This window comes from Devosia yakushimensis, from assembly GCF_030159855.1.
Taxonomy (GTDB): Bacteria; Pseudomonadota; Alphaproteobacteria; order Rhizobiales; family Devosiaceae; genus Devosia; species Devosia yakushimensis.
Map to the genome: position 1 here is coordinate 15,344 of NZ_BSNG01000002.1, position 22,973 is coordinate 38,316.

Sequence of the window (22,973 nt, forward strand, 5' to 3'; positions counted from 1 at the left end):
GTGCACATCGTGGGTGCGGGGCCGTTCGCGCATAGCGCTAAGATCGGAGTACCCCCTCCTAGCCTCCCCCTGATAAGGGGAGGGACTGCGCGGTGGCTGGGGCAGGATCGTGCCAAAGGCCCGATCTGTTCCTCCCCTTATCAGGGGGAGGTTAGGAGGGGGTATTCTTTCTTCCTAGGCCTTGAGCTTCGCCAAAACCGCCGCCCCCATCTCTTCGGTACCAACCGTCTTGCGATTGTCCTGGGCAATATCGCCGGTGCGCAACCCGTCGCTGAGCACGGCCGAAATGGCGTTCTCGATCCGGGTGGCCAGCTCGATCATGCCGAAGCTGTAGCGCAGGGCCATGGCGACCGAGGCGATCATGGCGATGGGGTTGGCGATGCCCTTTCCGGCAATGTCGGGGGCCGAGCCGTGTACGGGCTCGTAGAAGGCCTTGCGCTTGCCGGTGACCGGGTCGGGGGCGCCGAGCGAGGCCGAGGGGAGCATGCCGAGCGAGCCGGTGAGCATGGCGGCAACGTCGGAGAGGATGTCGCCGAAGAGGTTGTCGGTGACCATGACGTCGAATTGCTTGGGGTTGCGGACAAGCTGCATGGCGGCATTGTCGGCCAGGATGTGGTGCAGCTCGATATCGGAATAGTCCTTGCCGACCTGCTTGACCACTTCGTCCCAGAGGACACCCGACTTCATCACGTTCTTCTTGTCGGCGGAATGGACCTTGCCGGAGCGGGTGCGGGCCAGATCGAAGGCGACGCGGGCGATGCGGTCGATTTCATAGGTCTCGTAGACCTGGGTGTCGATCGCGCGCTTCTGGCCATTTTCCAGATCGGTAATGGTCTTGGGCTCGCCGAAATAGACGCCGCCGGTCAGTTCGCGCACGATCAGGATATCGAGGCCCTCGACCAGTTCGCGCTTGAGCGAGGAGGCATCGGCCAAAGCCGGGTAGCAGATGGCGGGGCGCAGATTGGCGAAAACCGCCATTTCCTTGCGCAGGCGCAACAGCGCCGCTTCGGGGCGATGCTCATAGGGGACATTGTCCCATTTCGGCCCGCCCACGGCGCCGAAGATCACCGCGTCGGCATTGAGCGCCTTTTGCGTATCTTCGTCGGTGATGGCCACCTGATGCTTGTCATAGGCCGAACCGCCGGCAAGACCGCTATCGGTGGAGAAATCGGTGAGCTGCTCTTGGTTGGTCCAGGCGATCAGCTTTTCGACCTCGACCATGATCTCGGTGCCGATGCCGTCGCCGGGCAACAGGAATAGGGAATGGGTGGCCAATGTGTGCTCCTCGCCGTACTGGTGGTTACGCCCGGGCGCACATAGAGGCATTTTGTGGTCCGGTGCAAGGGTGCAGGGCCCCGGATCGGTTCGCCGGCAAAGGAAAAGCGGGCTTCTTGTGGTTGGGGAGCCCCGATCTGCCTCCCTCCCCTCAAGGGGGAGGGGGCACCGGGGCTCTCAGACTCTAACCCGCAAAGAACGGCTGGGTGCCATGCGCCTCGATGGCCGTCGACAGGCGCCCCAGGGCGTGGATATAGGCGGCGGCGCGCACCGACACATTGCGGTCCCTGCCAATATCCCAGACGGCGCGGCCTTCGCGCTCCATCATCTTCTTGAGCCGGGCGTGGATTTCCTCGAGGTCCCAATAAAAGCCCTGCCGGTTCTGCACCCATTCGAAATAGGAAACGGTGACGCCCCCGGCATTGGCCAGGATATCGGGCAGGACGATGACACCGCGCTCACCCAGGATCTTGTCGGCTTCGGCGGTGACCGGGCCATTGGCCAGTTCGAGCACGACGCGGGCCTTGATGCTGGCGGCATTGTCCGCGGTAATCATTTCCTCGAGCGCGGCGGGCACCAGCAGGTCGGCTTCGACGCCGATCAGGTCGTCGGCGGGGATGGCGGTGGCGCCCAGGTCGGCGGCGAGGTCGGTCACCCGCCGGCCGGCTGTCTTGCCGGCAATGAGCCGGGCGACATCGAGCCCGCCGGGACGATAGATGGCGCCGGTCGAATCCGATACGGCCACGATGCGGTGGCCATCGGCGGCGGCGAGCTGGGCATAGAACTGCCCGGCATTGCCAAAGCCCTGGATGGCGATGGTGTGGGAACCCGAAAGACCCAGTTCTTCCGCAAGGTGCCGTACCAGATAGAAGCCGCCGCGGGCGGTAGCGTCATTGCGGCCGAGCGAGCCGCCCAGGGCAATGGGCTTGCCGGTAATGACGGCGGGGGAAACGCTGCCGGTGATCTGGTTATATTCGTCGGCCATCCAGCCCATGATCATGGCATTGGTATAGACGTCGGGCGCGGGGATATCGCGATCGGGGCCGACCGTGGTGGCAAAGGCCTGCATATAGGCGCGGGAGAGGCGCTCCAACTCGGTCTTGGAAAGCGTGTGCGGATCGACCCGCACGGCGCCCTTGCCGCCGCCATAGGGCAGGTTCATCACCGCGCATTTGAAGGTCATCCAGAAGGCGAGGGTTTCCACTTCCTCGATGGTGGAATCGGGATGGAAGCGAATGCCGCCCTTGGTGGGGCCGCGGGTGTCGTCATAGCGGCAGCGCCAGGCCAGGAAGGATTTGCGCGAGCCGTCATCCATGCGGATCAGCAGGCGCGTCTTGGTGGTTTCGCGCGGATATTTGAGTTTCTCGATGACGTCCTGATCGATCTGGAGGTGGCTGGCGGCCTCTTCGAGGCGGACAAGGGCGCGATCAAGCAGGCTGTCGTCGGTCATTGGAAATACCCTTTTGGATTAAGAAATGTGCAGACTGCTGCACAATGCAGCGAAATCTGTGACACACTCCGAAAGTTAGGGCAATAAACCTGACCGAAATTGCTTAGTTTTTATTCGTAATGCCTATTGACGGTGCATAAATGCGGTCTAGAGTGCTCATGGCCGACCTTATCCGAGTCCGTTCCCGTGCTGCCCTCCGCGCCTCTGCCCGATATTCTCATCAATTCCGACGATTACAATCGCGTCTGGCTGCTGGCCGAACAGGTCAGCGCGCAAATGCCCTATGTATCGGCCTATCTGGAGCGGGAATTGAGCCGGGCCGAGCTGTGCCAGCCCTGGGACCCGGCCGGGGTCTCGATGGGCCAGCGGGTACGTTTCACGCTGGATGACGAACCCTTCCAGCGACTGGGGCGGCTGACCTATCCGCGCAATGTGGTGCCGCGCAAGGGCGATGTGCCCATTCTGGGCGCGGTCGGGGCGGCGCTGATCGGCATGCATCGCAATTCCAGCATCGAATGGCTGGATGGCGGCCGGCTGCGCACGCTCACCGTGCTCGATTACGGCTGGTAGCCGGAGCGTTTCCAGCGGCGGCGGCTCTGCGTTCTAGACGAAACCGCTGCGGTCGAACAGAATCCAGAATGAGGCGAGATTGGTGAGGGCATGGGCCAGCCCGACCCAGAACACCGAGCCGGTGCGCCAGGCGATCCAGTTCCAGAGCAGGCCGAGCAGCGCAGCGCTGGCGACCAGGCCCATTCCGCCGCCATCGAAGATGACGCCATGGCTCAGCGTCAGCGGAATGTGCCAGGCGGAAAACAGCAGCCAGCCCAGCCAGAAGCCGAGCCGCGGCCGGTCGGCAAAACGGGTCATGAAGCCGCCGCGCCAGGCGGTTTCCTCGAGCGGACCGTTGAGAATGGCAAAAAGGGCCGCCAGCATGACGCCCGGCGTGGTCAGGAGCGCCGTATTGGGCGCCAGCGCGACAGCAGCGACAGCCACAACCTGAACCAGCAGCAGCAGCGGCACGAACCAGTCGCGCCGCGCCAGCTTTTCGGAGAACAGGCGCGGACTGCGATGTGGCAGGGCATGAATGGCAATAACAGGCGAGCAGAAGCCGATCCAGTAGAGCGCAAAGACGATGAGATAGCCGGTCGTGCCCAGCGCGCTGGTGAGGATGGGCACCAGCACGAGCAGGATGGCAATCAACGCCAGCGCGTGCAGGACAAGGGCCAGTTGGGGACGGGTGAGCATGGTGCGAGGTACAGCGCCCTGGGGGTTCGATACGCTCGCCATGTCAGTCCTCTGTCCCTAGCTGTTGGCCGCCCCGATGCGGGCCGTGACTTCGATCTCGATCTTCATGCCCGCTTCGATCATCTGCACGATCAGCATGGACGCCGCCGGCCGGATATCCTTGAAGACGGGACCCACGGCCTTGACCACGGCATCCACATCATTGCGGTCCCCGACATAGTAGACGACGCGCACAATGTCCGCCAGCGAGGAACCGGCTTCTTTCAATGCCTTGTCGATGGTGGCCAGCGCGTTGGAGGCCTGGGTTCCGACGTCGTCGGGCATGGTCATGGTGGCGTAGTCGTAGCCGGTCGTGCCGGATACATACACGCTGTCTTGATGCCGCACGGCGCGGGAATAGCCGAAAGTGGCTTCGAAGGGCGAGCCGGTGGAAACGCGCTGAACCATTTTTTGCCTTTAGAGCCAGGGGCGGTCGGACGCCATCTTGTTTTCGAACGAGGTGATCGAGGGATCGGATTTGAGCGTCCCGGCGATATCGTCGAGGCCCTCGAGCAGGATCTGCTTGCGGGAGGGGTCGATATCGAAATGGATCGTGCCGCCATCGGGGCCCTGCACGGTCTGGGCTTCCAGATCCACGGTCAGGGTCGCGTTGGAACCGCGCTCGGCATCGTCGAGCAGGAGCTTGAGCTGTTCGGGGGTGACGACCAGCGGCAGGATGCCGTTCTTAAAGCAGTTATTGTAGAAGATGTCGGCGAAGCTGGTGGAGATGACGCAGCGAATGCCGAAATCGAGCAGGGCCCAGGGCGCATGCTCGCGGCTGGAGCCGCAGCCGAAATTGTCGCCGGCCACCACGATCTTGGCGCCGCGATAGGCAGGCTTATTGAGCACGAAATCGGGGTTTTCCGTGCCGTCCTCATTGTAGCGCATTTCCGAGAACAGGGCGGTGCCCAGCCCGGTGCGCTTGATGGTTTTGAGGTACTGCTTGGGGATGATCATATCGGTATCGATATTAATGATCGGCAGCGGCGCCGCGACCCCGGTCAGAGTGGTGAACTTGTCCATGACGGAAAACCTCGCTTTGCGGCGGTTCATCGCGCAAAAGCGGCGCTTTGGTCAAGTCGGGATTGGGGGAAAGCGTTCGGTTGGGGCTAGTGAGAGCTGAAGTCGCAGTCGTTACCCTCCCCTCAAGAGGGAGGGAGGGAGGGCAGACTGATAGCCTCTAAGCCGCGACCGCCTTGGCGTCGACACCCAGCATCAGGTTCAAATTCTGCACGGCGGCCCCCGAAGCGCCTTTGCCGAGATTGTCGTAGACGGCGACGAGCAGAACCTGGGCGCGGGCGTCGTTGGCGAAGACGTGCAGCTTCATCTGGTTGGTATTGTTGTAGATTTGCGGGTCGAGTTCGGGCGACTTGACCAGGGCCTCATAGGGGGCGACGGTGACGAAGCTGTCCTTGATGCCGGCAAAATGGTCGGCGATGGCGGCGTGGATTTGCGCCCCGGTCGGCACCTTGTCGAGCTGGCCCAGCTGCAGCGGCACGAAGGTCATCATGCCCTGGGCATAATCGCCCACGGCCGGCACAAAGAGCGGCGCATTGGCGAGCTTGCTATATTGGGTCATCTCCGGCACGTGCTTGTGATTAAAGGTCAGGCCATAGGGCATGAACTCGCTGGCGTCCGCGCCGGCCGCCTCATATTCGGCGATCATCGGCTTGCCGCCGCCCGAATAGCCGGAAATGGCGTTGACGCTGATCGGGAAGCTGGCGGGCAGAATGCCGGCCTCGATCAGCGGGCGGATGGTGGCAATGGGGCCCTGCGGATAGCAACCGGGATTGGCGACGAAACGCGCATTGGCAATTCTGTCGCTCTGGGCCTTGTCCATTTCGGGGAAGCCATAGGCCCAATTAGGATCGACGCGATAGGCGGTCGAGGCATCGATCACTCGTGTCGTGGAATTGGTGATCAAGCCTACGCTTTCCTTGGCTGCGTCATCGGGCAGGCAAAGAATGGCGACATCCGCCTCGTTGAGCAGGGCGGCACGGGCGGCGATATCCTTGCGCTTGTCGGCAGGAATGGAGAGCAGCACCAGATCCTTGCGGCCGGCCAGGCGCTCGCGGATCTGCAGACCCGTGGTTCCAGCTTCCCCGTCGATGAAAATCTTGGCGGCCATGGCAGCGCTCCATATTTTTGGCCTTGCGTAAATGGACCTGCGGGATGACGGGGTCAAGACGCTATAGGCCCGGCCCTTGCCGTTCCTGCCTTCGGGTGGCAATGCTGGGACCAAAGCAAGGGAGCCAAACGAATGACCCCACATAATCATGCGAAGCCCGGCGACTATGCCGAAGCGGTGTTGCTGCCGGGCGATCCGCTGCGGGCCAAATGGATTGCCGAGACGTTCTTCGAAGCGCCAAAACTGGTCAATTCAGTGCGCAATTGCCTGGGCTATACCGGCTCCTGGAAGGGCAAGCCGGTTTCGGTGCAGGCCACCGGCATGGGCCAGCCCTCGCTGTCGATCTATGTGCATGAGCTGATCAATGTCTATGGCGCCAAGACTTTGTTGCGGGTGGGGACCTGTGGCGGGCTCAATGCCAAGGTCAAAGTGCGTGACCTGATCCTGGCGCAGGCGGCAACGACCGATAGCGCCATCGTCAAGGACCGGTTCGGGCCGTATAATTTTGCTCCCATTGCCGATTTTGGCCTGCTGCGCGCGGCGGCGGAAAAGGCGGAGGCGGCGGGCATGCGGTTTCATGCCGGCAATATGCTCTCCTCGGACATTTTCTATCATGCCGATGGCTTTGCCGGTTATGGCGCGCTGCCGGAACATGGCGTCATCGGGGTCGAGATGGAGGCTGCGGCGCTCTATACGCTCGCGGCGCGGTTCGGCGTCAAGGCGCTGACCATCTGCACCATGACCGATTGCCTGATCACCAAGGAAGAGATCAATGCCGAGGAAAGGCAGACGTCTCTAAAAGACATGGTGACGCTGGCGCTCGACGTGGCGATCGGAGCCTAGCCATGAGCGTGGCGGATCGTCTGGCAGGGGCATTGGACCGGCGCGACGAAGTGCCCAATGTCGAATTGGCCGAGGACCTAGTGGCGCGCGAGGACCGCGCCGGCATTGCCGAAGTGGTCGAGCTGGTGCGGTCGGGGACGAGCCGGCAGCGCAATGATGGGATGAAAGTGCTCTACGAGATTGGCGCGCGACGCCCTGACCTGATTGGCGGCTATTGCCCGGTCTTTCTCGAGGCGCTGAGCAGCTCGAACAATCGCCAGGTCTGGGGCGCGATGTCGGCGCTCGATAGCGTCGCCGAACAGCGGGCCGCAACGCTGGTGGCCGAATTGCCGCGCATTCTGGCGGCGGCCGACAAGGGCTCGGTCATCGCCAAGGACCGCTGCACTTCCATTTTGGTCAAGCTCGCCCGCGCCGGCTATGCGCAAAAGGCGGTGCCCATCCTGGTGGAGCGGCTGAAGAATGCGGCGCCCAACCAGTTTCCCGCCTATGCCGAGGAAACCGCCAGCGTCATGACGCCGGAACAGAAGCCGGGATTCCTCGCCGTGCTGGCACAGCGGATCGGCGGCATCGGGCAGAAGTCCAAGCGCGAGCGGGTGGAAAGGGTGATGGCGAAGCTGAACGGGTAGGGGTCGAATCCTCAACCTGCCACGATGTCATTCCGGCGAAGGCCGGAATCCATGCTACGGACATGGATCCCGGCCTTCGCCGGGATGACGCCGTGTATGGGAATGGTGGTGAGTAAAGGTCCACCGTTGGGACGGGCCAATCCCCATCACGCTCTCGTCATTAACCCTCGCAAAATCCGCCACCGTTCCGCCGGGATCGCTGTGTTAATCTCCGATTAAGACCGTGAGGGGCCCCGCCACATGCAGCTCAAGCCGAACGCCTATCGCCTCAACGAGACCGTCAAGGGCGTCGAGACGATGACCCGCTTTGCGCTGGCCGTGCTGGCGCTGGCTTCGGGGGTCTACACGTATCTCGGGGTGCGCGGCATTCTCGATGGCTCGGCCAATTTCGTGTTCTTTGCCGCCATTATCTATTCGGCCGCCGTTTCGGTCGCCATCTATGCCTTTTGGAGTTTCATGCTGCGGTTCGTGCCGCTGGTGACCAATGGGGTGCAGCGCATCGGGCTCTTCGTCACCATGGCCATTGGCTGCGCCATGATCATTGCCATGTCGAGCTGGCTCAATGCGGCCGCTCTGGCCGGATCGGCGGCGACCGAGCAGCATATGGCGGTGACGCTGCAGGGCTATGCCGAAGATCTCGACCAGGCCCATTCCAATGCCCTGGCCGCCCAATCGTTGCTGCCCGATGTGCAGCGGGCGGCGGAGCGGTTTTCGGGCCTGGCTGCCGATGAGCGGGAATCGGGCGCGCTGACCGGCACGACCGGTTCGGGGAGCGTGGTGCAATTGCTGACCCAGATGGGCACGCAGATGAACCAGCTGGCAGCAACCATTACCGGTTCGCGCGATCAGGTGGCGGGCCTCTTCGAACAGGGTTCGGCGCGGCTGGCCACCATGCGCGAACTGGTCTCGACCCCCGGCGCCATCGAGCCGCGTGCCGATAGTTTCCAGACCGAGGCGGTGCAGCTCTCCGCTATTATCGCGGCTTTGCAGCAGACCGGGGTTGCCGCCTCGGTCAAGCGCGCCTCGGCCGATCTCTCCGCCGGGTTCATTGCCCCGGTCGCCAATGGGCAATCGGCCGATCTTGCCAATCGGCAGGATCAGGTGATGGAAACCGTGCGTGTCTCGGTATCGGCGCAATCGGCGGCATTGACCGCGGCGGCCGACGAGATTTTGGCGACCCCGCCGGTGGAGCAGCGCCGTTTTGTGCCGCTCTCCAGCGCCGAAGCGGTAATCCGCTATTGGCAGGATTTCATCCCTTCTTGGGCTGGGGCCATTTCCATCGATCTGCTCCCGGTGGTGCTGGTGCTGGTTCTGATGATCGTCAACGACGCCATGCGGCGGGATTCCGAAACACTGGAAGAAGCCGAGAACATCACTGCCGCCGAAATGCTGCGGGCCATGGCGCTCTACCGGCGGATGGAGGCGGCGGGCGTGGTGTCCGAACCGGTGCGGAACGAGCCTCCTATCGAGCCCGAAGCAGTGCCCGAGCCGGTTGAAGAGCCGCTGGTGGCGCAGGCTGCCGACGACGGCACGGTTACCCCGATCGAGACGGCGCAGCGCAAGCGCAATGACGGGCCGCGACCGGCATGAAGACCGAGGCCAATGCCCGCGCCGATACCGATGAGGGGCCGTTCTATCGCGGGGCGATCCGCTGGCTGGCCGAACTCGAAGATGGCGCCATCCTGCGGGTGGCGTTCTTTGCGCTGCTGGCGGGTACGGCTTCAGTGCTCTATGTCGATTTTCGCGAGCTGACAGCGGGGCAAAGCGCCGGGCCGCAGCTGGGGCGGCCCATCCTGCCGCCCTCCAATCCGGCGCTGCCCGAAGGGCCCATGCCCAATGTCACCACGGCGCCCGATGTGCTCGACCAGCCGCTCGAGATCGCGCTGGGTACGGGCGGGCAATTGCATTTGACCGGCACCATCGATCCGGGGTCGGCGGAGCGCTTTGCCAGCGAGATTGCGGCGCGGGGCGAGTATGTGCAGACTGTAGTTCTCGATTCGCCCGGAGGGTCGGTCGTGGATGCGCTGACGATAGGCAGTCTGATCCATGAACAGGGGCTAGCGACCGAGGTCGCGGCCGGATCGCTCTGTGCCTCATCCTGTCCCATTATCTTCGCCTCGGGCGCCGAGCGGATTGCCAGTCCCAATGCGGCCATCGGGGTGCACCAGATTTATGCTTCGGCGCTGGCGGGCGACCTGCGCGATGGTGTGCGGGCGGCGGGCGTGGCCATGGCCGATGCACAATCGACCACAGCCGAGATTATCGCGCACCTGACCAAAACCGGGGTCGATCCGGCCATGTGGCTGCATGCCTTGCAGACGCCGCCGGACCGGCTCTATTATTTTTCGCCAGAGGAGATGACGGCTCTAAAGATCGTCACAAACCTTGCGGAGAATTAACGCGCCGTAGCGGAACCGGGGGAGGACCGGAGCCGTTGCGGAATACGGGCTTACATTAGCGGACGGGAGGCCATAATGACCCACATTCATACCCTCACACGCCATCGCGACATCCAGAACTGGGTGACCGACAGGCATGGCATTCCGGCGATTGCCCGGGTGCGCAACCGGTTCGGCGAGGAACGCGCCCAGCTGAGCCTCAGCTTCCAGCGCCCTGCCTGGCAGGGCGGCTCGAACGAAGGGGTCAGCCCCTGTTCCTGGACGGCATGGCTGGCCGAGCTCGACCGCCAGCAATTGGCGCTCAAGGTCGACATGACGGCCGACGATTTCGAGCTGGTGGATCGCCGGCAGACGAACTGAGCGTCTTACCCGCTTTTGCGGCTGTCGGTGGCGACCGGCTCGACATCGGCTGTGTGGACGCGGTCGCGGCCGGCCTTCTTGGCGGCATAAAGGGCGGCATCGGCGCGGTGGACCAGATCGTGCAGCCCCTCGCCGGGCTGCATCTGGGTCACTCCGAAACTGGCGCTGAGCCGGCGCTCTATCCCCAGATCGGCGCCGGACAGCGCGGCAAAGGCCTGGCGCACGCCTTCGGCATAGAGCCTGGCGGAAGCCAGGTTGGCGCCCGGCACGAGAATGGCGAATTCCTCCCCGCCATGCCGGCCCAATACCATGCGGATATCGGCGCCGCCCGATAGCAGTCCGGCAAAGGCGGCGATCACCCGGTCGCCGGCATCATGGCCGAAATTGTCGTTGACCTGCTTGAAATGATCGAGATCGGCCAGCACGAGCGCGGCGGGAATGCCGGCGCGGCCGGCCTGTTGCAGGGCGCGCTCCGCCCGTTCCTCAAAACCGCGGCGATTGAGCAGGCCCGAGAGCTTGTCGGTTTCCGAGCGCAGGGTGATCTCAGCCATAACGTCGCGCACGATGATCAGCAGCATCAATACGCCATTGGACACCAGCAGGAAGGCGGTGAGCATCTGCGACCAGGCGCCATAAAGGCTATGCAGGTAGTTTTCCACCCCGGCATCGCCCAGGCCGATGGCCAGGAATGGCTTGGCGACGAATTGCAGCCCGCTGACCAGCAGGAACCCAATGAGCAGGAGGTCGAGTGCGCCACGGCGGCGGGCCCGCATGACCACGATCGCTCCCAGGATATGGGCGAAGAAATAGGGCAATTGGTAGATCAGCGCCCGGCCCAGCGTAGCCGTCGCCGGCTCGTTGATCAGGATGGTATTGGCCAGGAGCCCGCCGCCGCCCAGGAGAGCCAGCCAGGCCCAGGGCACGGCAATTGCATAATGGCGGGCCAGTCCGATGACGCAGATCAGAAAGGCCGAGAGCGCGACGGCAAAGACCACGATACCCAGGAGGCGCGGATCGTTCTGGCCGGGCAGGATATATTCGAGCATGGCGTTGAGCACGCCCAGCAGGTAAGCGGCGGCCAGCCAGCGGGCGCCGGTTGCAGCGCCATTGCGCCAGGCTATTGTGCCAAACGCGGCGGCAAACAGGCCGGCGACGAAGATATTGATGGCGAGAACGAAACCGGCGGCACCCATTTTTCGCAATTCTGGCCTGGAGGCCGGACAGTCGGCCGGCAGCCAAGTCCTTCATCGATACGCCGAACCGGGCCGGTAGACGCCTGCCGTCCACCGGTTCCAACGCTCACTGCCGCGATCCTATCCCTGCCGGCAAAACGAGAGGTTAACGGAGGCGTCTCCCCCTTTCATCCCGGTTCCATCATCATCCAGGCCGTTTTCACTGCGTCATTCCCGCGTAGGCGGGAATCCACTCCTTCTAAGGCAATCTGCGCGTGAAGAATGGATTCCCGCCTGCGCGGGAATGACGTCGTGGGGGGGTGGGTCTTGTTGGGGCCGACCCCGCCTAAGCCGCCAGTGCCCGTGGGGTCAGGCCGAAGGCTTCGGCCAGCAATTGGTAGGAGCGGCGGCGCAGCTCGTAGCTGTGGATGGTGGTGGTGATGATCACTTCGTCGGCCCCCGAGCTTTCGAGCTTTTCGGCAATGGTGTCGCGCACGGTCTGGGGGGAGCCCACGATCCAGAGCGTGGATTGATGATCGATAATGCCCTGCTGCTGAGTGGTCAGCACGCGGGCATGGGCCGCTTCCGGGCTCATCAGGCGGCGCTGTTCGCCGGTGGTGAAGAGGGCCCATTGCACGGCCTGGGAATGGGAGAGGTATTGGGCTTCCTCATCGGTGGGGGCGCAGACCACCGAGACACCCAGAATGGTGCGGGGCTCGGGCATGGCGGCGCTGGGCTTGAAGCCATAGCGATAGGCCTCGAAGGCCGGACCGGGTGGGGTATGGCTGAAATGGGCGGCAAAGGCATAGCCCATGCCCAATTGACCGGCCGCCTGGGCGCTGGCACCGGAGGAGCCCAGCAGCCAAAGCGGGGGCAGGTTGATGCCGCCCGGCGCCACCGGCACGCGCGAAAAGGGATGGTCGGGGGGAAAGCTGTCCTCGTCAAAGGCCATCATTTCGGCGAGATAGGCGGAAAATTCCTCCCCGCCCCCGCTGCGCAGGGCGCGCATGGCATAGCCGTCGCCACCCGGCGCGCGGCCCAGCCCCAGATCGACGCGGCCGGGATGGAGCGCTTCGAGCGTGCGAAAAGCCTCGGCGATGCGCAGCGGCGCGTGGTTGAGCAGCATGACCCCGCCCGAGCCGACCCGGATATTCTGGGTATGCGCCGCCGCGCTCGCGATCAGCACTTCGGGAGAAGAGGAGGCGATGGAGGCCATGCCATGATGCTCGGCATACCAGAGGCGGGTATAGCCCAGAGCATCGCCCAATTGCGCCAGTTTGACCGTTTCGGCCAGCGCGTCGGGCGTCGAGGTGCCTTCGGCAATGGGGGCGAGATCGAGGATGGAAAGGGCAAAGGGCTTGGTCATGGCGGGCAATCGATGTTTCTGAGGAAGGCAGGTCTTCTATCGGTAAATTGCGATGAAAGCTAGGCGTCGCGCAAGGCCAGTGCCCCGGCGCAGATCGCCGGCGCGAAACTTTCCGTGATGGCCGCCCGTATCTTTCCCCGACCGATAAGCGTCAGACAGGGGACTTCATCATGACTTTCAAAGTGCTCAAGGCCGTTTTCGTAGCCTCGATCCTGCTTAGCTCCGCGGCCTATGCGCAGAGCAATCCGCGTGTCGGCGGCGCGCCGATGCTTGCCACCAAGAACATTGTCGAAAATGCCGTGAACTCCAAGGATCACACCACCCTGGTGGCTGCCGTTCAGGCGGCGGGCCTGGTCGACGTGCTGTCCAGCGCCGGCCCCTTTACCGTGTTTGCGCCGGTCAATTCGGCTTTTGCCGCCCTGCCGGAAGGCACGGTCGAGACCCTCCTCAAGCCCGAAAACAAGGCAATGCTGGTCAAGATCCTCACCGCTCATGTCATACCGGGCAAATATTCGGTGGAGGACCTGATGACGCGGGCCGAGGCCAATCCGGGCGGCTTCCTGCTCAAGACCGCTTCGGGCGACAATCTGCAATTCACCAAGCTCGGCTCGGTCATGTATGTGGTCGATGAGAACGGCAATGCCGCCAAGATTTCCATTGGCGACGTCAACCAATCCAATGGCGTAATCCATGTGGTCAACAAAGTGCTGTTGCCCAAATAAGCCGCTTCGCCTCGCTTCTCTTTTCGGGGGCCGCCCATGCCGGGCGGGCCCCGATTTGCTTGTCCGGAGCGTTGCCTGCCGGTCACAAGGCGGCAAATTTGGTGCGAAGGCATTGACTTAATTGGCGCTTGCAAGCTCAATGCAGCCCGTTTTTCAAGCGATCGGTCGGCAATGTCGGTACTGCGTTCTTTCCTTTTCTCCGCCCTGGGGCTCATGGCCGCCGCCGCGCCGGTTGCCGCGCAAGACCTCATGGATCCCCATCCGCTGGCCGGGGTGGTCGATGAATTGCGCATTGGCATTCACGCCCATAACGTTGACAGCACCATGCTGCCCTTCAGCGTGCAGAACTGGGATTTGAGCCATATCGAGGATGTCAGCTTCGACGTGCTGTTCACCTCGCCCGATCTGGATGCCTTCCGCTGGGTCGGCGCGCCGCGTCCGGAAGTCGGCGCCACGCTCAATCTGGGTGAGGGCGATTCCATTGCCCATCTGGGCCTGACCTGGCAATTGCCGCTGTTCGAGACGCCCTTCTATCTCGAAGGCACGTTCGGCGCCGCCATCAATGATGGCTATCTCACCGGCGCGCCCGAGGGCCGCAAGAATTTCGGCTGCCGGGTCAATTTCTACGAACGGTTCGGCGTGGGTGCCAATGTCAGCGAGAACATGACGGCGACCCTGACCTATGAGCACACCTCCAATAATGGCTGGTGCGACGCCAATGACGGGCTGTCCAATTTCGGCCTGCGGGTTGGCTGGAAGTTCTAGGGATTGGGTTCTTAGCCTCCAGAGGCTCGGAAGCCACGATCCAATCCCCTCCCCCTTGAGGGGAGGGCTAGGGTGGGGGTTCTGTGGCTTTCACATGCTCAATGCTGATGGAGAATTCAGAACCCCCACCCTCAATCCCTCCCCTCAAGGGGGAGGGAGGCAGACCGTGGCTCCCCTGACTTAATCCAGAACTCACCCGCTATAACCCCGGGCACTCACCGTTAACGCTCAGTTAAAGACAATTTGAATCAAACATTGCGCATCCCGGCCTCGCGCCGTCCAATCGCCGCAGGCGAATTGGAGTAGAGCGATGCGGGTGATGATCGGGCGGGCGATACTGGCTTTGGGCCTGATGCTGGCTGCCGCCGGCAGCGCACAGGCGCAATTCGATCTGGTGCCCGAAATTCGCGCCGGTGTTTTTTCCCGCGGCGTGGGCGATGCCGATCATTCGGGCCTGTTCGATACCGGCCGTATCGAAGACGCCAATGTGGAACTGCTGTTTGCCGTGCCGGCGCTGAGCCCGGCTTTGGTGCCGGCCGAAATCCGCCCGCATCTGGGGGCAACCTTTAATACCGATGGCAAGGAAAGCATGGTCTATGGCGGGCTGAGCCTCACCTTCCGCCTGCCCGTGCTACCGATTTTTGCCGAGGCGAGCCTGGGCGGAGCGCTGCAGAATGGCTCCATGTTCGATAGCGGAACGCCGCGGCGGTTCGGCTGCGCGGCGCTGTTGCGGGCTTCGGGCAGTGTGGGCGTGGATGTCTTGCCGGGGGCTTCGGTGATGCTGACGGCCGAGCACTATACCGATGGCGGCATGTGCGGGGACAGCGAGGCTTTGACCAATGTGGGCGTCCGGGCGGGGATCAGGTTTTAAGAACCACCGGGTCATTCCCGCGAAAGCGGGAACCCCTGTTTGGCGGTGCAGAGGAAGAAAACGGAGGTTCCCGCTTTCGCGGGAATGACATTGTGAATGGGGTAGACTCGCCTCAGGCCACTTGCCCGGCGGCCCAGCCCGAGGCCCAGGCCCATTGAAAATTGTAGCCGCCCAGCCAGCCGGTGACATCGACCACTTCGCCGATGAAATAGAGGCCGGGCACGGCCCGCGCCGCCATGGTCTTGGCGTCGAGGTCGCGCGTGTCGACCCCGCCCAGCGTCACTTCGGCGGTGCGATAGCCTTCCGAGCCGACCGGCTTGAGACTCCAGTTCTTGAGCTGGGCTTCGACCAGCGCCAGTTTCTTGTCGGAGAAATCGCCGATCATGCCGGGCAGGTCGAGTTCTTCGCCCAGCAATTGGGCGAGCTTTTTGGGCAGCACATTGCCGATGACGGTCTGCACCTGAACCTTGGGCGTCTCCTTGCGGGCGGCGCGCAGCATTTCGCCGGCATCGCGGTGGGGCAGGAGATCGACTGCGATGGCGTCGCCCTCGCGCCAATAGGAGGAAATCTGCAGGATTGCCGGGCCGGACAGCCCGCGATGGGTAAAGAGCAGGGCTTCCTCAAAGGCGGTCTTGCCGTGTTTGACCACGGCATCGGTGGCAATGCCGGAAAGGGCTTTCAGCTTTTCCAGTGCCCCGGTTTCAAAGGTCAGCGGCACGAGGCCGGGCCGGGTCTCGGTGAGGCGCAGGCCGAATTGGCTGGCCAGCTGATAGCCGAAACTGGTCGCGCCCATTTTGGGAATGGATTTGCCGCCGGTGGCGACGATGAGGCTTTCGGCGGTGACCGAGGCATTGGACAGCAGCAGCTCGAACCCGGTCTCGGTCTTGCTCACGCGCTCTATAGCGGTCTTGAGCGAGAGGGTTACCCCGGCCCCCCGCATCTCGCCCAGCAGCATGGTATTGATCTGGGTGGCCGGGCCATCGCAGAACAATTGGCCCAGCGTCTTTTCATGGAAGGCAATGCCGTGGCGGCGCACCAGGGCAATGAACATGTCGGGCGTGTAGCGGGAGAGCGCCGACAGCGCGAAGCGGGGATTGTCGCTCAGGAAACGGTCGCGGCCGCGTTCGGTCGTGGCATTGATATTGGTGAAATTGCAGCGTCCACCGCCCGAAATGCGGATCTTGTCGCCGGCATGGTCGGCGTGATCGACCACCAGCACCGAGCGGCCGCGTTTGCCCGCCTCGATGGCGGCCATCATGCCGGCAGCTCCCGCGCCCAGGACGATCACGTCATAATGCATTTTTTGGCCCTTTGGGTTTTGCGGCAGTTACAGTCATGGGGGCTTGGGAGGCAAGCGTCGAGGGCGGCACCTTTTGTCTTAAGGGCCCAAAAAAGTGGCCAAAAAACCAAAAGATTGACTCTTTCCTATTTGGGAGTATGAGAAGTCCTGCTTGTAACCAAAGCAGTCAGAAGATGCGCAGCGCCCTTGCCATGGCCGATATGCCAATGACCCCGGTTTCGACCGGTGGCGGCGCTGCCCTCATGACCAAAACCACCAAAACCGCCTGACGCTTTTCCCCGGGTCGTCTCCCCGACGGGGAGAGGCTCAAGACACTGGCCGCGATGGCAGGATCATCGCGCGGGGGCGGAAACTGGTAAGGGACTGGAGTTCCAAAAATGGGTTATCGCGTCGCTGTCGTCGGTGCCACGGGCAATGTGGGCCGGGAAGTTCTCAATATTCTGGCCGAACGCAAGTTCCCCGCCGATGAGGTTATCGCGCTGGCGTCCTCGCGCTCGATCGGGCGGGAAATTTCCTATGGCGACAAGATTCTGAAGGCCAAGAATCTCGAGGATTTCGACTTTACCGGCGTCGACTTCGCCATCATGTCGGCAGGCGGCTCGATCTCCAAGGACTGGGCGCAGCGCATCGCCGCAAAGGGCGCCATCGTGATCGATAATTCGAGCTATTGGCGCTACCATTCCGATGTGCCGCTGGTGGTGCCGGAAGTGAACGCCCATGTGCTGGACGCCTTCATGGCCAATCCCAACCGCACCAATATCATCGCCAATCCCAATTGCTCGACGGCCCAGCTGGTGGTGGCGCTCAAGCCCCTGCACGACTTCGCCAAGATCAAGCGCATCGTGGTGGCGACCTACCAGTCGGTGTCGGGTGCCGGCAAGGAAGGCGTCGACGAGCTGTGGAACCAGACCAAGGGCATTTTCGTCAACGATAGCGCCACGCCCGGCAAGTTCCCCAAGCAGATCGCCTTCAACGTCATTCCCCATATCGATGTGTTCATGGAAGACGGCTACACCAAGGAAGAGTGGAAGGTGCTGGCCGAAACCAAGAAGATCCTCGATCCCAAGATCAAGGTGACCTGCACCGCCGTGCGTGTGCCGGTATTTGTCGGGCATTCCGAAGCGGTCAATATCGAATTCGAGAACCCCATCTCGGCCGATGAGGCGCGCGACCTGCTGCGCGAAGCGCCCGGTATTGCCGTGCTCGACAAGCGCGAGCCGGGTGGTTACGCGACCCCGGTCGAGGCGGTGGGTGAATATGATACCTATGTCAGCCGCATCCGCGAAGACACGACCGTCGAAAACGGGCTCAATATCTGGGTGGTCTCGGACAATCTGCGCAAGGGCGCGGCGCTCAACACGATCCAGATCGCCGAAACGCTGATCGAGCGGGGCCTCTTGGCCAAGAAGGCGGCTTAATTCTTTTGGCCCCGGCTTCACGCCGGGGCCAATCCTATCTTCCCATCCCGGTAGCGGATGGCCTTCAGCATGCATTCCGGCCTGCGCCGGAATGACCCGGCGTGAAGGAAACATCCAGGCTTTCAAAAATGTCCCCGCGTGACCTGCTGCTGGCTCTTGGCGTCGTCGTGATCTGGGGGCTCAATTTCGTCGCCATCAAATGGGGCGTCGATGAAGTGCCGCCCTTCATGCTGACGGCCCTGCGCTATCTGGGTTGCGCGCTGCCGGCGGTGTTCTTCATCCGCCGGCCAAAGGTCAGCTGGCGGCTTCTCATCCTTTACGGTTTCACCGTGGGGGTGCTGCAATTCAGCTTTCTCTTCACCGCCATGCGGTTGGGCATGCCGGCGGGGCTGGCGAGCCTGGTCATGCAGATGCAGGTGTTTTTCACCATGGCTTTGGCCGTGCTGTTTCTGGGCGAGCGGCCGGGCCTGTTCCAGCTTGGCGGCGCGCTGGTGGCGCTGGCTGGGCTCGCAACCATCGGGGCCGAGCATCTGGGCGGGGCGGTTCTGGTGCCGCTGGTCATGACGCTGATCGCGGCTGCATTCTGGGCCTTGTCCAATATCGTCACCAAGCGGGCCGGGCAGGTGGATATGCTGGGCTTTGTGGTCTGGGGGAGTCTCGTGCCGCCGATACCCATGCTCATTCTGTCGCTGATCTTCGAGGGGCCGGGCGCTTATGGCGCGCTTTTGGCGATGACGCCGCGCGGCATCGGCTCGGTGCTGTTCATCGCCTATGGCTCGACCCTGTTCGGCTATGGGCTCTGGGCGGTGCTGCTGGGGCGTTATCCCGCCAGCGTCGTCGCGCCCTTCTCGCTGCTGGTGCCGGTGGTGGGCTTTGCCGCGGCCATGGTCATTCTGGGGGAAGCGGTGACCCTGCCCGAAGTGCTGGGGAGCCTGCTGATCTTTGCAGGCCTGGTGCTCAATGTGCTGGGGCCGCGGGCGCTGGCGCGGCTGCGGCCGGCCGGGAGCGTCTGATGCCGCTTCGCCATATCGGGCTGGCCCTGCTGGTCGTGATCATCTGGGGCTTCAATTTCGTCGTCATCAAGCTCAGCGTCGATGCCCTGCCGCCCTTGCTGGCCGCAGCGCTGCGGTTTTTCTTCGCGGCGTTTCCGCTGGTCTTCTTCGTCAAGCCGCCCCGCACGCATTGGGCGCTGGTTGTCGGTTTCGGGCTCAGCTTCGGCTTTGCGCTCTATGCCTTTCTCAATCTCGCCATTGCCTGGGGCATGTCGGCGGGGCTGAGTTCGCTGGTCTTGCAGGTGCAGGCCTTTTTCACCATGGGGCTGGCTTTCCTGCTGCTGGGGGAGCGGCCGAGCCGCTTCCAGGTCGCGGGTGCCGCGGTCGCCTTTGGCGGCATAGCCGTCATCGCCACCGAGCGGCTGGGGGCCACTTCGCTGCTGCCGCTGGGCATGGTGCTGATGGCGGCCCTGGCCTGGGGGCTGGCCAATGTGCTGACCAAGAAGGCCGGCAAGATCAATGCGCTCTCGTTTACGGTCTGGGGGGCGCTGGCCGCGCCGCTGCCGCTGCTGGCCCTGTCGCTGCTGGTGGAAGGGCCGCAGGAGGTGATGACGGCGCTGCGTGAATTCAGCTGGCGGGATGCGGGGTTGATCGCATTCCTGGCCTATCCGGCGACCTTGCTGGGCGGGGCGATCTGGAGCTGGCTGCTGGCCCGCCACAAGGCAACGATCGTTGCGCCCTTTACCCTGCTGGTGCCGATCACCGGCATGCTGTCGGGTTATCTGGTGCTGGGTGAGGTCATCACCCCGATCGAGATTGCCGGGGCCGGGCTGGTGATTGCGGGGCTGATCATAACGCTGCTGCGCGGCCGTTCGGGCGATGTGGCGGTACGGCTGGATTAGGCCGCAGGTTTGCGCTCAATTTGGGGGCTCTCGAGCTGCCGCGAACGAAAAAGGCCGCCCCGGAGGGCGGCCGATAGAGCGTTTCCGACGTTTGCCGTTCGGAAACGCGCAAACGAGAAGCCGGGATTACTGTACCAGCGAATCGGGTGTTTCTGCCGGAGCGGCGGGCGCTGCGGGGGCGGCAGGGGCTGCTGCGGGATCGGCCGGAACGGCTGCCGGCTGCAGGCCGGTCAGTTCGTTGGCCGAGATGCCGCCGCTGGCATCGATATCGGCGCTGGTGAATTCGGCTTCGGTCAGGTCGGGCCAGACCACCTGCAATTCGGTGAGCGAGAGCTCGCCATTGGCGTCGGTATCGACGTCGGTGAAATTGGTGGGGGTCTGGGCCAAAACGGCGCTGGCGGAAAGACCGAGAATGGCAAAGCCAAGAACAATCTTGCGCATGGAATCATCTCCTAGATGGGGTGCCCGGTCTGCGGGCGGGGGCAAGAAGCAGGGGAAACCACGCCGGGGCCGGAGTGGTTCCCCCTCCAAATATTACATTGCCGGGGTGGGAACCGGAGCCGGAGCGGTCGCCGCGGCAAATTCTTCGGCGCTCAGCTCGCCATTGGCGTCGGTGTCGGCAGCCGCGAAAGCCTCGGCGGTCACGCCCGGCATGGCCACCTGCAATTCGGTCAGCGAAATGCCGCCGCTGGCATCGGTGTCCAGGGTCGCGAAATCGGGGGCGACGGCATCTTGGGCGAAAGCCGCGCCGGAAAGGCCGAGAACGACGAGAGTGGACAGGATGATCTTCTTCATGGGGGTTGAGCTCCATGTTGGGGAGGAAGCGGCAAGGGGTTAGCCCGTTGCCGACAGACCGCACTCCGCGCGGCCCGTGCAATAAATAGTGATCGGCCAATGTGTTCTGTGCTGGCCGTAAAATCGGCGCTGAGCGGGAAATAATCAGGCAAATTGTGGGCAATATCACGCATGACTAATAGTCATGTATTGCGCAACTATTGTTGTGCTGCTTTTGCCTAGTGCAAGTTTATTTGTGCGGTTTGAGTCTGATTTGATGATTATCTTTCTACAGCCGCATAAAAGTACCGCCTGCCGCGAAAGTCACGTCATCACGCGGACGTGAAAAAGCCGCGGCAAACTCTTGCCGCTTCTGTCATGGCCAAGTGCAACGGCGAAAAGATCAGAAATCGGGTCGGATAAAGTCGCCGCTGGAATCCATCACCCAGAGCTCGCCGGTCGAAATATCGAACCAGGCGCCGTGCACCGCCAGCTTTCCTTCCGCTTCGAGGGCGGCCACATAGGGGAAGGTGCGCAGGTTGCGGATCGAATTGCGAATCGAGATGCGCTCCAGCGCGGTCTGGCGTTCGCCTGCTGTCATCAGATCGTTCTGCACGAGCTGATCGGGCAGTTCGCCCAGCATGTTCATCCACTTGCCGATGAAGTCGCCGGCATCGAGCGGCTTCAGGCCGGGGTTGAGCGCGGCCTTGATGCCGCCGCAGCGGCCATGGCCCATGATCACGATATTGGCGATACCAAGCGCCTTGACGGCAAATTCGATGCCGGCCGAGGTGCCGTGCTGGCCACCATCAGGCTGATAGGTGGGCACCAGATTGGCCACGTTGCGGAGCACGAAGAGCTCGCCGGGGCCGGCGTCGAAGATCATTTCGGGAGCGGCGCGACTATCGCAGCAGGCGATAATCATGGTCGTGGGGGTCTGGCCCTCTTCGGCCAGATCGCGGATCCGGTCCTTTTCGCGGGCATAGCGGCCGGCCATGAAATTGGCGTGGCCCTTGAGCAGATGATCTGGAAAGCTGTGCATGGCTTCTCGATTAGCTCTGTGGCAGAAGAAGATCAACCTTGGGCGCATGGGGCGCCCGCATACCGGGGTTGCAATGCTGATCTACCGCTTTTTATCCGGGGAAGACGACTCCTCGTTTTGCCACAAGGTCACCAAGGCGCTGAGCGAGGGCTGGCAATTGCACGGCTCGCCCACCTATGCCTATGACGCCGTCGCCAAAAAGATGAAAGCCGGGCAGGCCGTGACCCGCGTGGCTAGGGACCAGCCCTATGACCCGGACAAGAAGCTGACCGATTTCTGAGGGGTTTTGCGGGGGTGTCTCCGTGGGGTTCTCGCAGTCCTACCACCCACAGTGTCATTCCGGCGAAGGCCGGAATCCATTCTGTGTCCTCTCCGCATATCGGATGTTGGGATAGCCTTCAGCATGGATCCCGGCCTGCGCCGGGATGACGTCGTGGAAGGGATGATTTTCCGAACAGCCCCCAATCCCAAAAAACCTAAACCCCGCGCAGTTTCCTCAGCGCCAGGGCCTGCAGCATCATGATCGTCTTGGCATCGACGATCTCGCCGCTGCCGATCATGGCCAGCGCATCGTCAAAGCCGATTTCGAAGACTTCGATATCCTCGCCTTCCGCCTCCAGCCCGCCGCCGGCATGCAGCGGGGCGCCGGGCAGGTAGCGGGCGAGGAAACAGGCGCATTTTTCGGTCACCGAGCCCGGGCTCATATAGGCGTCGAACAGGAATTGCAGCTCCAGCGGTTCGTAGCCGGTCTCCTCGATCGCCTCGCGTTGGGCCGCTATTTCGATGTCCTCGCCATCGAGCAGTCCCGCCGGTACTTCCACCAGCCAGGCCGGATCGCCATTGAGAAAGGGCGGCAGGCGGAACTGGCGGGTCAGAACCACCGTATCGGGTCCGGGCGCGTAGAGCAGCACGGCGGCGGCGCTGCCATGGTCATAGACTTCGCGGGTCACGGTCTGCTCGCCACCATCGCGCCGCGCATGGGTAACCCGGTAATTGTCGAACCGCCCCCAATTGCGGGCCAGGATTGTGGTTTCCTCGATGCGCACGGGCTGGGGCGTGGTGGGCTTGGGGCTGGCGACGGGCATGAAGAAAACCTCGGGAATGGTCGGCGGAGGGTAAGGTGTAAGGCGCCGGGCCGCTAGGGGCGGTGGAGCATGGCGGCTGTGAGGTGGGGTCTTAGATCGAGCACGTGGCGGATTTGAGCCGGATGGGGAGGCCCACGCTTACCTCTCACCCACTGAAATGACATCGTCAGGGGAACAGGGCCCGATCCCACCCCACCAC

26 protein-coding genes are annotated in these 22,973 nt (G+C 63.0%); 13 read left to right on the plus strand and 13 right to left on the minus strand.

All coding sequences use genetic code 11. From position 1 onward, the window contains the following. Positions 1-174: 174 nt before the first annotated feature. Positions 175-1,275, minus strand: a complete 1,101-nt coding sequence (gene leuB / locus QQL79_RS17220) for a 3-isopropylmalate dehydrogenase (protein WP_284392954.1) — start codon at positions 1,273-1,275, stop codon at positions 175-177. A gap of 184 nt (positions 1,276-1,459) precedes the next feature. After that, complete coding sequence (locus tag QQL79_RS17225) at positions 1,460-2,725, minus strand: Glu/Leu/Phe/Val family dehydrogenase (RefSeq protein WP_284392955.1); 1,266 nt, start codon at positions 2,723-2,725, stop codon at positions 1,460-1,462. Positions 2,726-2,911: 186 nt separating this feature from the next. Here QQL79_RS17225 and QQL79_RS17230 point away from each other — a divergent pair, with 186 nt between their 5' ends. After that, on the plus strand, positions 2,912-3,295 hold the full coding sequence (locus QQL79_RS17230) for a GreA/GreB family elongation factor (RefSeq protein ID WP_284392957.1): 384 nt from the start codon (positions 2,912-2,914) through the stop codon (positions 3,293-3,295). Between the two features lie 33 nt (positions 3,296-3,328). Here QQL79_RS17230 and QQL79_RS17235 read toward each other — a convergent pair whose 3' ends face one another. The 4 genes from QQL79_RS17235 to argC form a co-directional block, all read right to left on the minus strand. Further along, positions 3,329-4,012, minus strand: coding sequence for a CPBP family intramembrane glutamic endopeptidase (locus QQL79_RS17235; protein ID WP_284392959.1), 684 nt, complete (start codon positions 4,010-4,012; stop codon positions 3,329-3,331). Positions 4,013-4,027: 15 nt separating this feature from the next. Next, a complete protein-coding gene (locus QQL79_RS17240; protein WP_284392961.1) occupies positions 4,028-4,417 on the minus strand; it encodes a RidA family protein in 390 nt (129 codons plus the stop codon). Between the two features lie 9 nt (positions 4,418-4,426). Continuing rightward, on the minus strand, positions 4,427-5,032 hold the full coding sequence (leuD, locus tag QQL79_RS17245; protein ID WP_284392963.1) for a 3-isopropylmalate dehydratase small subunit: 606 nt from the start codon (positions 5,030-5,032) through the stop codon (positions 4,427-4,429). A 157-nt stretch (positions 5,033-5,189) separates the two neighbouring features. After that, entirely contained in the window at positions 5,190-6,137 is a 948-nt protein-coding gene (gene argC / locus QQL79_RS17250; protein WP_284392965.1) for an N-acetyl-gamma-glutamyl-phosphate reductase, read from the minus strand. Between the two features lie 132 nt (positions 6,138-6,269). Here argC and deoD point away from each other — a divergent pair, with 132 nt between their 5' ends. The 5 genes from deoD to QQL79_RS17275 all read left to right on the plus strand — a co-directional run bounded on the left by deoD (position 6,270) and on the right by QQL79_RS17275 (position 10,365). Continuing rightward, on the plus strand, positions 6,270-6,980 hold the full coding sequence (gene deoD / locus QQL79_RS17255; protein ID WP_284392967.1) for a purine-nucleoside phosphorylase: 711 nt from the start codon (positions 6,270-6,272) through the stop codon (positions 6,978-6,980). Between the two features lie 2 nt (positions 6,981-6,982). Further along, positions 6,983-7,606, plus strand: a complete 624-nt coding sequence (locus QQL79_RS17260; protein ID WP_284392968.1) for a hypothetical protein — start codon at positions 6,983-6,985, stop codon at positions 7,604-7,606. Positions 7,607-7,846: 240 nt separating this feature from the next. After that, positions 7,847-9,196 carry a hypothetical protein gene (locus QQL79_RS17265; protein ID WP_284392969.1) on the plus strand — a complete coding sequence of 450 codons (1,350 nt, stop codon included), beginning with the start codon at positions 7,847-7,849 and terminating at the stop codon, positions 9,194-9,196. Further along, the gene (locus QQL79_RS17270; protein WP_284392970.1) at positions 9,193-10,005 is read left to right on the plus strand and encodes a COG3904 family protein; all 813 of its coding nucleotides are present in this window, start codon (positions 9,193-9,195) and stop codon (positions 10,003-10,005) included. Before QQL79_RS17265 ends, QQL79_RS17270 begins: the two co-directional genes overlap by 4 nt. Before the next feature lie 75 nt (positions 10,006-10,080). Continuing rightward, positions 10,081-10,365 (plus strand): hypothetical protein, encoded by a 285-nt coding sequence (locus QQL79_RS17275; protein WP_284392973.1) that lies wholly within the window; start codon positions 10,081-10,083, stop codon positions 10,363-10,365. 5 nt (positions 10,366-10,370) lie between these two features. Here the strand turns inward: QQL79_RS17275 and QQL79_RS17280 are convergent, their stop codons facing one another. Next, positions 10,371-11,558 carry a GGDEF domain-containing protein gene (locus QQL79_RS17280; protein WP_284392974.1) on the minus strand — a complete coding sequence of 396 codons (1,188 nt, stop codon included), beginning with the start codon at positions 11,556-11,558 and terminating at the stop codon, positions 10,371-10,373. Between the two features lie 325 nt (positions 11,559-11,883). After that, positions 11,884-12,903, minus strand: a complete 1,020-nt coding sequence (locus QQL79_RS17285) for an LLM class flavin-dependent oxidoreductase (protein ID WP_284392975.1) — start codon at positions 12,901-12,903, stop codon at positions 11,884-11,886. Positions 12,904-13,073: 170 nt separating this feature from the next. On the opposite strand from QQL79_RS17285, the gene QQL79_RS17290 reads away from it, so the two are divergent. The 3 genes from QQL79_RS17290 (at position 13,074) to QQL79_RS17300 (ending at position 15,261) form a co-directional block, all read left to right on the plus strand. Continuing rightward, on the plus strand, positions 13,074-13,625 hold the full coding sequence (locus QQL79_RS17290; protein WP_284392977.1) for a fasciclin domain-containing protein: 552 nt from the start codon (positions 13,074-13,076) through the stop codon (positions 13,623-13,625). A 171-nt stretch (positions 13,626-13,796) separates the two neighbouring features. Beyond that, on the plus strand, positions 13,797-14,390 hold the full coding sequence (locus QQL79_RS17295) for an acyloxyacyl hydrolase (protein ID WP_284392979.1): 594 nt from the start codon (positions 13,797-13,799) through the stop codon (positions 14,388-14,390). A 310-nt stretch (positions 14,391-14,700) separates the two neighbouring features. Continuing rightward, positions 14,701-15,261: an acyloxyacyl hydrolase gene (locus QQL79_RS17300; RefSeq protein ID WP_284392980.1), complete on the plus strand. Its 561-nt coding sequence runs from the start codon at positions 14,701-14,703 to the stop codon at positions 15,259-15,261. A 112-nt stretch (positions 15,262-15,373) separates the two neighbouring features. Here the strand turns inward: QQL79_RS17300 and QQL79_RS17305 are convergent, their stop codons facing one another. Next, complete coding sequence (locus tag QQL79_RS17305) at positions 15,374-16,561, minus strand: BaiN/RdsA family NAD(P)/FAD-dependent oxidoreductase (RefSeq protein ID WP_284392981.1); 1,188 nt, start codon at positions 16,559-16,561, stop codon at positions 15,374-15,376. Between the two features lie 377 nt (positions 16,562-16,938). Between QQL79_RS17305 and QQL79_RS17310 the strand changes: the two genes are divergently transcribed. The 3 genes from QQL79_RS17310 (at position 16,939) to QQL79_RS17320 (ending at position 19,873) form a co-directional block, all read left to right on the plus strand. Next, positions 16,939-17,979: an aspartate-semialdehyde dehydrogenase gene (locus tag QQL79_RS17310; protein WP_284392982.1), complete on the plus strand. Its 1,041-nt coding sequence runs from the start codon at positions 16,939-16,941 to the stop codon at positions 17,977-17,979. A 128-nt stretch (positions 17,980-18,107) separates the two neighbouring features. Beyond that, the gene (locus tag QQL79_RS17315; protein WP_284392983.1) at positions 18,108-18,992 is read left to right on the plus strand and encodes an EamA family transporter; all 885 of its coding nucleotides are present in this window, start codon (positions 18,108-18,110) and stop codon (positions 18,990-18,992) included. Further along, positions 18,992-19,873, plus strand: a complete 882-nt coding sequence (locus QQL79_RS17320; RefSeq protein ID WP_284392984.1) for an EamA family transporter — start codon at positions 18,992-18,994, stop codon at positions 19,871-19,873. Before QQL79_RS17315 ends, QQL79_RS17320 begins: the two co-directional genes overlap by 1 nt. Before the next feature lie 126 nt (positions 19,874-19,999). Here QQL79_RS17320 and QQL79_RS17325 read toward each other — a convergent pair whose 3' ends face one another. The 3 genes from QQL79_RS17325 to QQL79_RS17335 all read right to left on the minus strand — a co-directional run bounded on the left by QQL79_RS17325 (position 20,000) and on the right by QQL79_RS17335 (position 21,689). Then, positions 20,000-20,314, minus strand: coding sequence for an EF-hand domain-containing protein (locus tag QQL79_RS17325; protein ID WP_284392985.1), 315 nt, complete (start codon positions 20,312-20,314; stop codon positions 20,000-20,002). Between the two features lie 93 nt (positions 20,315-20,407). Continuing rightward, positions 20,408-20,668 carry an EF-hand domain-containing protein gene (locus tag QQL79_RS17330; protein WP_284392987.1) on the minus strand — a complete coding sequence of 87 codons (261 nt, stop codon included), beginning with the start codon at positions 20,666-20,668 and terminating at the stop codon, positions 20,408-20,410. 382 nt (positions 20,669-21,050) lie between these two features. After that, the gene (locus QQL79_RS17335; RefSeq protein WP_284392988.1) at positions 21,051-21,689 is read right to left on the minus strand and encodes a carbonic anhydrase; all 639 of its coding nucleotides are present in this window, start codon (positions 21,687-21,689) and stop codon (positions 21,051-21,053) included. Here QQL79_RS17335 and QQL79_RS17340 point away from each other — a divergent pair. Further along, complete coding sequence (locus QQL79_RS17340; protein ID WP_370461259.1) at positions 21,688-21,969, plus strand: DUF1737 domain-containing protein; 282 nt, start codon at positions 21,688-21,690, stop codon at positions 21,967-21,969. The two genes, QQL79_RS17335 and QQL79_RS17340, sit on opposite strands and share 2 nt — an antisense overlap. Before the next feature lie 196 nt (positions 21,970-22,165). On the opposite strand, the gene QQL79_RS17345 is transcribed toward QQL79_RS17340, so the two are convergent. Then, positions 22,166-22,774, minus strand: coding sequence for an NUDIX domain-containing protein (locus tag QQL79_RS17345; RefSeq protein WP_284392990.1), 609 nt, complete (start codon positions 22,772-22,774; stop codon positions 22,166-22,168). Between the last annotated feature and the right edge of the window lie 199 nt (positions 22,775-22,973).

Bases quoted from the DNA above. Each gene is read 5' to 3' on its own strand.
- QQL79_RS17300 (WP_284392980.1), top strand. From the start codon at position 14,701: ATGCGGGTGATGATCGGGCGGGCGATACTGGCTTTGGGCCTGATGCTG.
- QQL79_RS17275 (WP_284392973.1), top strand. From the start codon at position 10,081: ATGACCCACATTCATACCCTCACACGCCATCGCGACATCCAGAACTGG.
- QQL79_RS17345 (WP_284392990.1), bottom strand. From the start codon at position 22,774: ATGCCCGTCGCCAGCCCCAAGCCCACCACGCCCCAGCCCGTGCGCATC.
- QQL79_RS17290 (WP_284392977.1), top strand. From the start codon at position 13,074: ATGACTTTCAAAGTGCTCAAGGCCGTTTTCGTAGCCTCGATCCTGCTT.
- QQL79_RS17225 (WP_284392955.1), bottom strand. From the start codon at position 2,725: ATGACCGACGACAGCCTGCTTGATCGCGCCCTTGTCCGCCTCGAAGAG.
- leuD (WP_284392963.1), bottom strand. From the start codon at position 5,032: ATGGACAAGTTCACCACTCTGACCGGGGTCGCGGCGCCGCTGCCGATC.
- QQL79_RS17310 (WP_284392982.1), top strand. From the start codon at position 16,939: ATGGGTTATCGCGTCGCTGTCGTCGGTGCCACGGGCAATGTGGGCCGG.
- QQL79_RS17260 (WP_284392968.1), top strand. From the start codon at position 6,983: ATGAGCGTGGCGGATCGTCTGGCAGGGGCATTGGACCGGCGCGACGAA.
- QQL79_RS17285 (WP_284392975.1), bottom strand. From the start codon at position 12,903: ATGACCAAGCCCTTTGCCCTTTCCATCCTCGATCTCGCCCCCATTGCC.
- QQL79_RS17240 (WP_284392961.1), bottom strand. From the start codon at position 4,417: ATGGTTCAGCGCGTTTCCACCGGCTCGCCCTTCGAAGCCACTTTCGGC.
- QQL79_RS17280 (WP_284392974.1), bottom strand. From the start codon at position 11,558: ATGGGTGCCGCCGGTTTCGTTCTCGCCATCAATATCTTCGTCGCCGGC.
- QQL79_RS17340 (WP_370461259.1), top strand. From the start codon at position 21,688: ATGGCTTCTCGATTAGCTCTGTGGCAGAAGAAGATCAACCTTGGGCGC.
- QQL79_RS17320 (WP_284392984.1), top strand. From the start codon at position 18,992: ATGCCGCTTCGCCATATCGGGCTGGCCCTGCTGGTCGTGATCATCTGG.
- QQL79_RS17315 (WP_284392983.1), top strand. From the start codon at position 18,108: ATGTCCCCGCGTGACCTGCTGCTGGCTCTTGGCGTCGTCGTGATCTGG.
- QQL79_RS17235 (WP_284392959.1), bottom strand. From the start codon at position 4,012: ATGGCGAGCGTATCGAACCCCCAGGGCGCTGTACCTCGCACCATGCTC.
- QQL79_RS17270 (WP_284392970.1), top strand. From the start codon at position 9,193: ATGAAGACCGAGGCCAATGCCCGCGCCGATACCGATGAGGGGCCGTTC.
- QQL79_RS17265 (WP_284392969.1), top strand. From the start codon at position 7,847: ATGCAGCTCAAGCCGAACGCCTATCGCCTCAACGAGACCGTCAAGGGC.
- QQL79_RS17335 (WP_284392988.1), bottom strand. From the start codon at position 21,689: ATGCACAGCTTTCCAGATCATCTGCTCAAGGGCCACGCCAATTTCATG.
- argC (WP_284392965.1), bottom strand. From the start codon at position 6,137: ATGGCCGCCAAGATTTTCATCGACGGGGAAGCTGGAACCACGGGTCTG.
- deoD (WP_284392967.1), top strand. From the start codon at position 6,270: ATGACCCCACATAATCATGCGAAGCCCGGCGACTATGCCGAAGCGGTG.
- QQL79_RS17330 (WP_284392987.1), bottom strand. From the start codon at position 20,668: ATGAAGAAGATCATCCTGTCCACTCTCGTCGTTCTCGGCCTTTCCGGC.
- QQL79_RS17325 (WP_284392985.1), bottom strand. From the start codon at position 20,314: ATGCGCAAGATTGTTCTTGGCTTTGCCATTCTCGGTCTTTCCGCCAGC.
- QQL79_RS17295 (WP_284392979.1), top strand. From the start codon at position 13,797: ATGTCGGTACTGCGTTCTTTCCTTTTCTCCGCCCTGGGGCTCATGGCC.
- QQL79_RS17305 (WP_284392981.1), bottom strand. From the start codon at position 16,561: ATGCATTATGACGTGATCGTCCTGGGCGCGGGAGCTGCCGGCATGATG.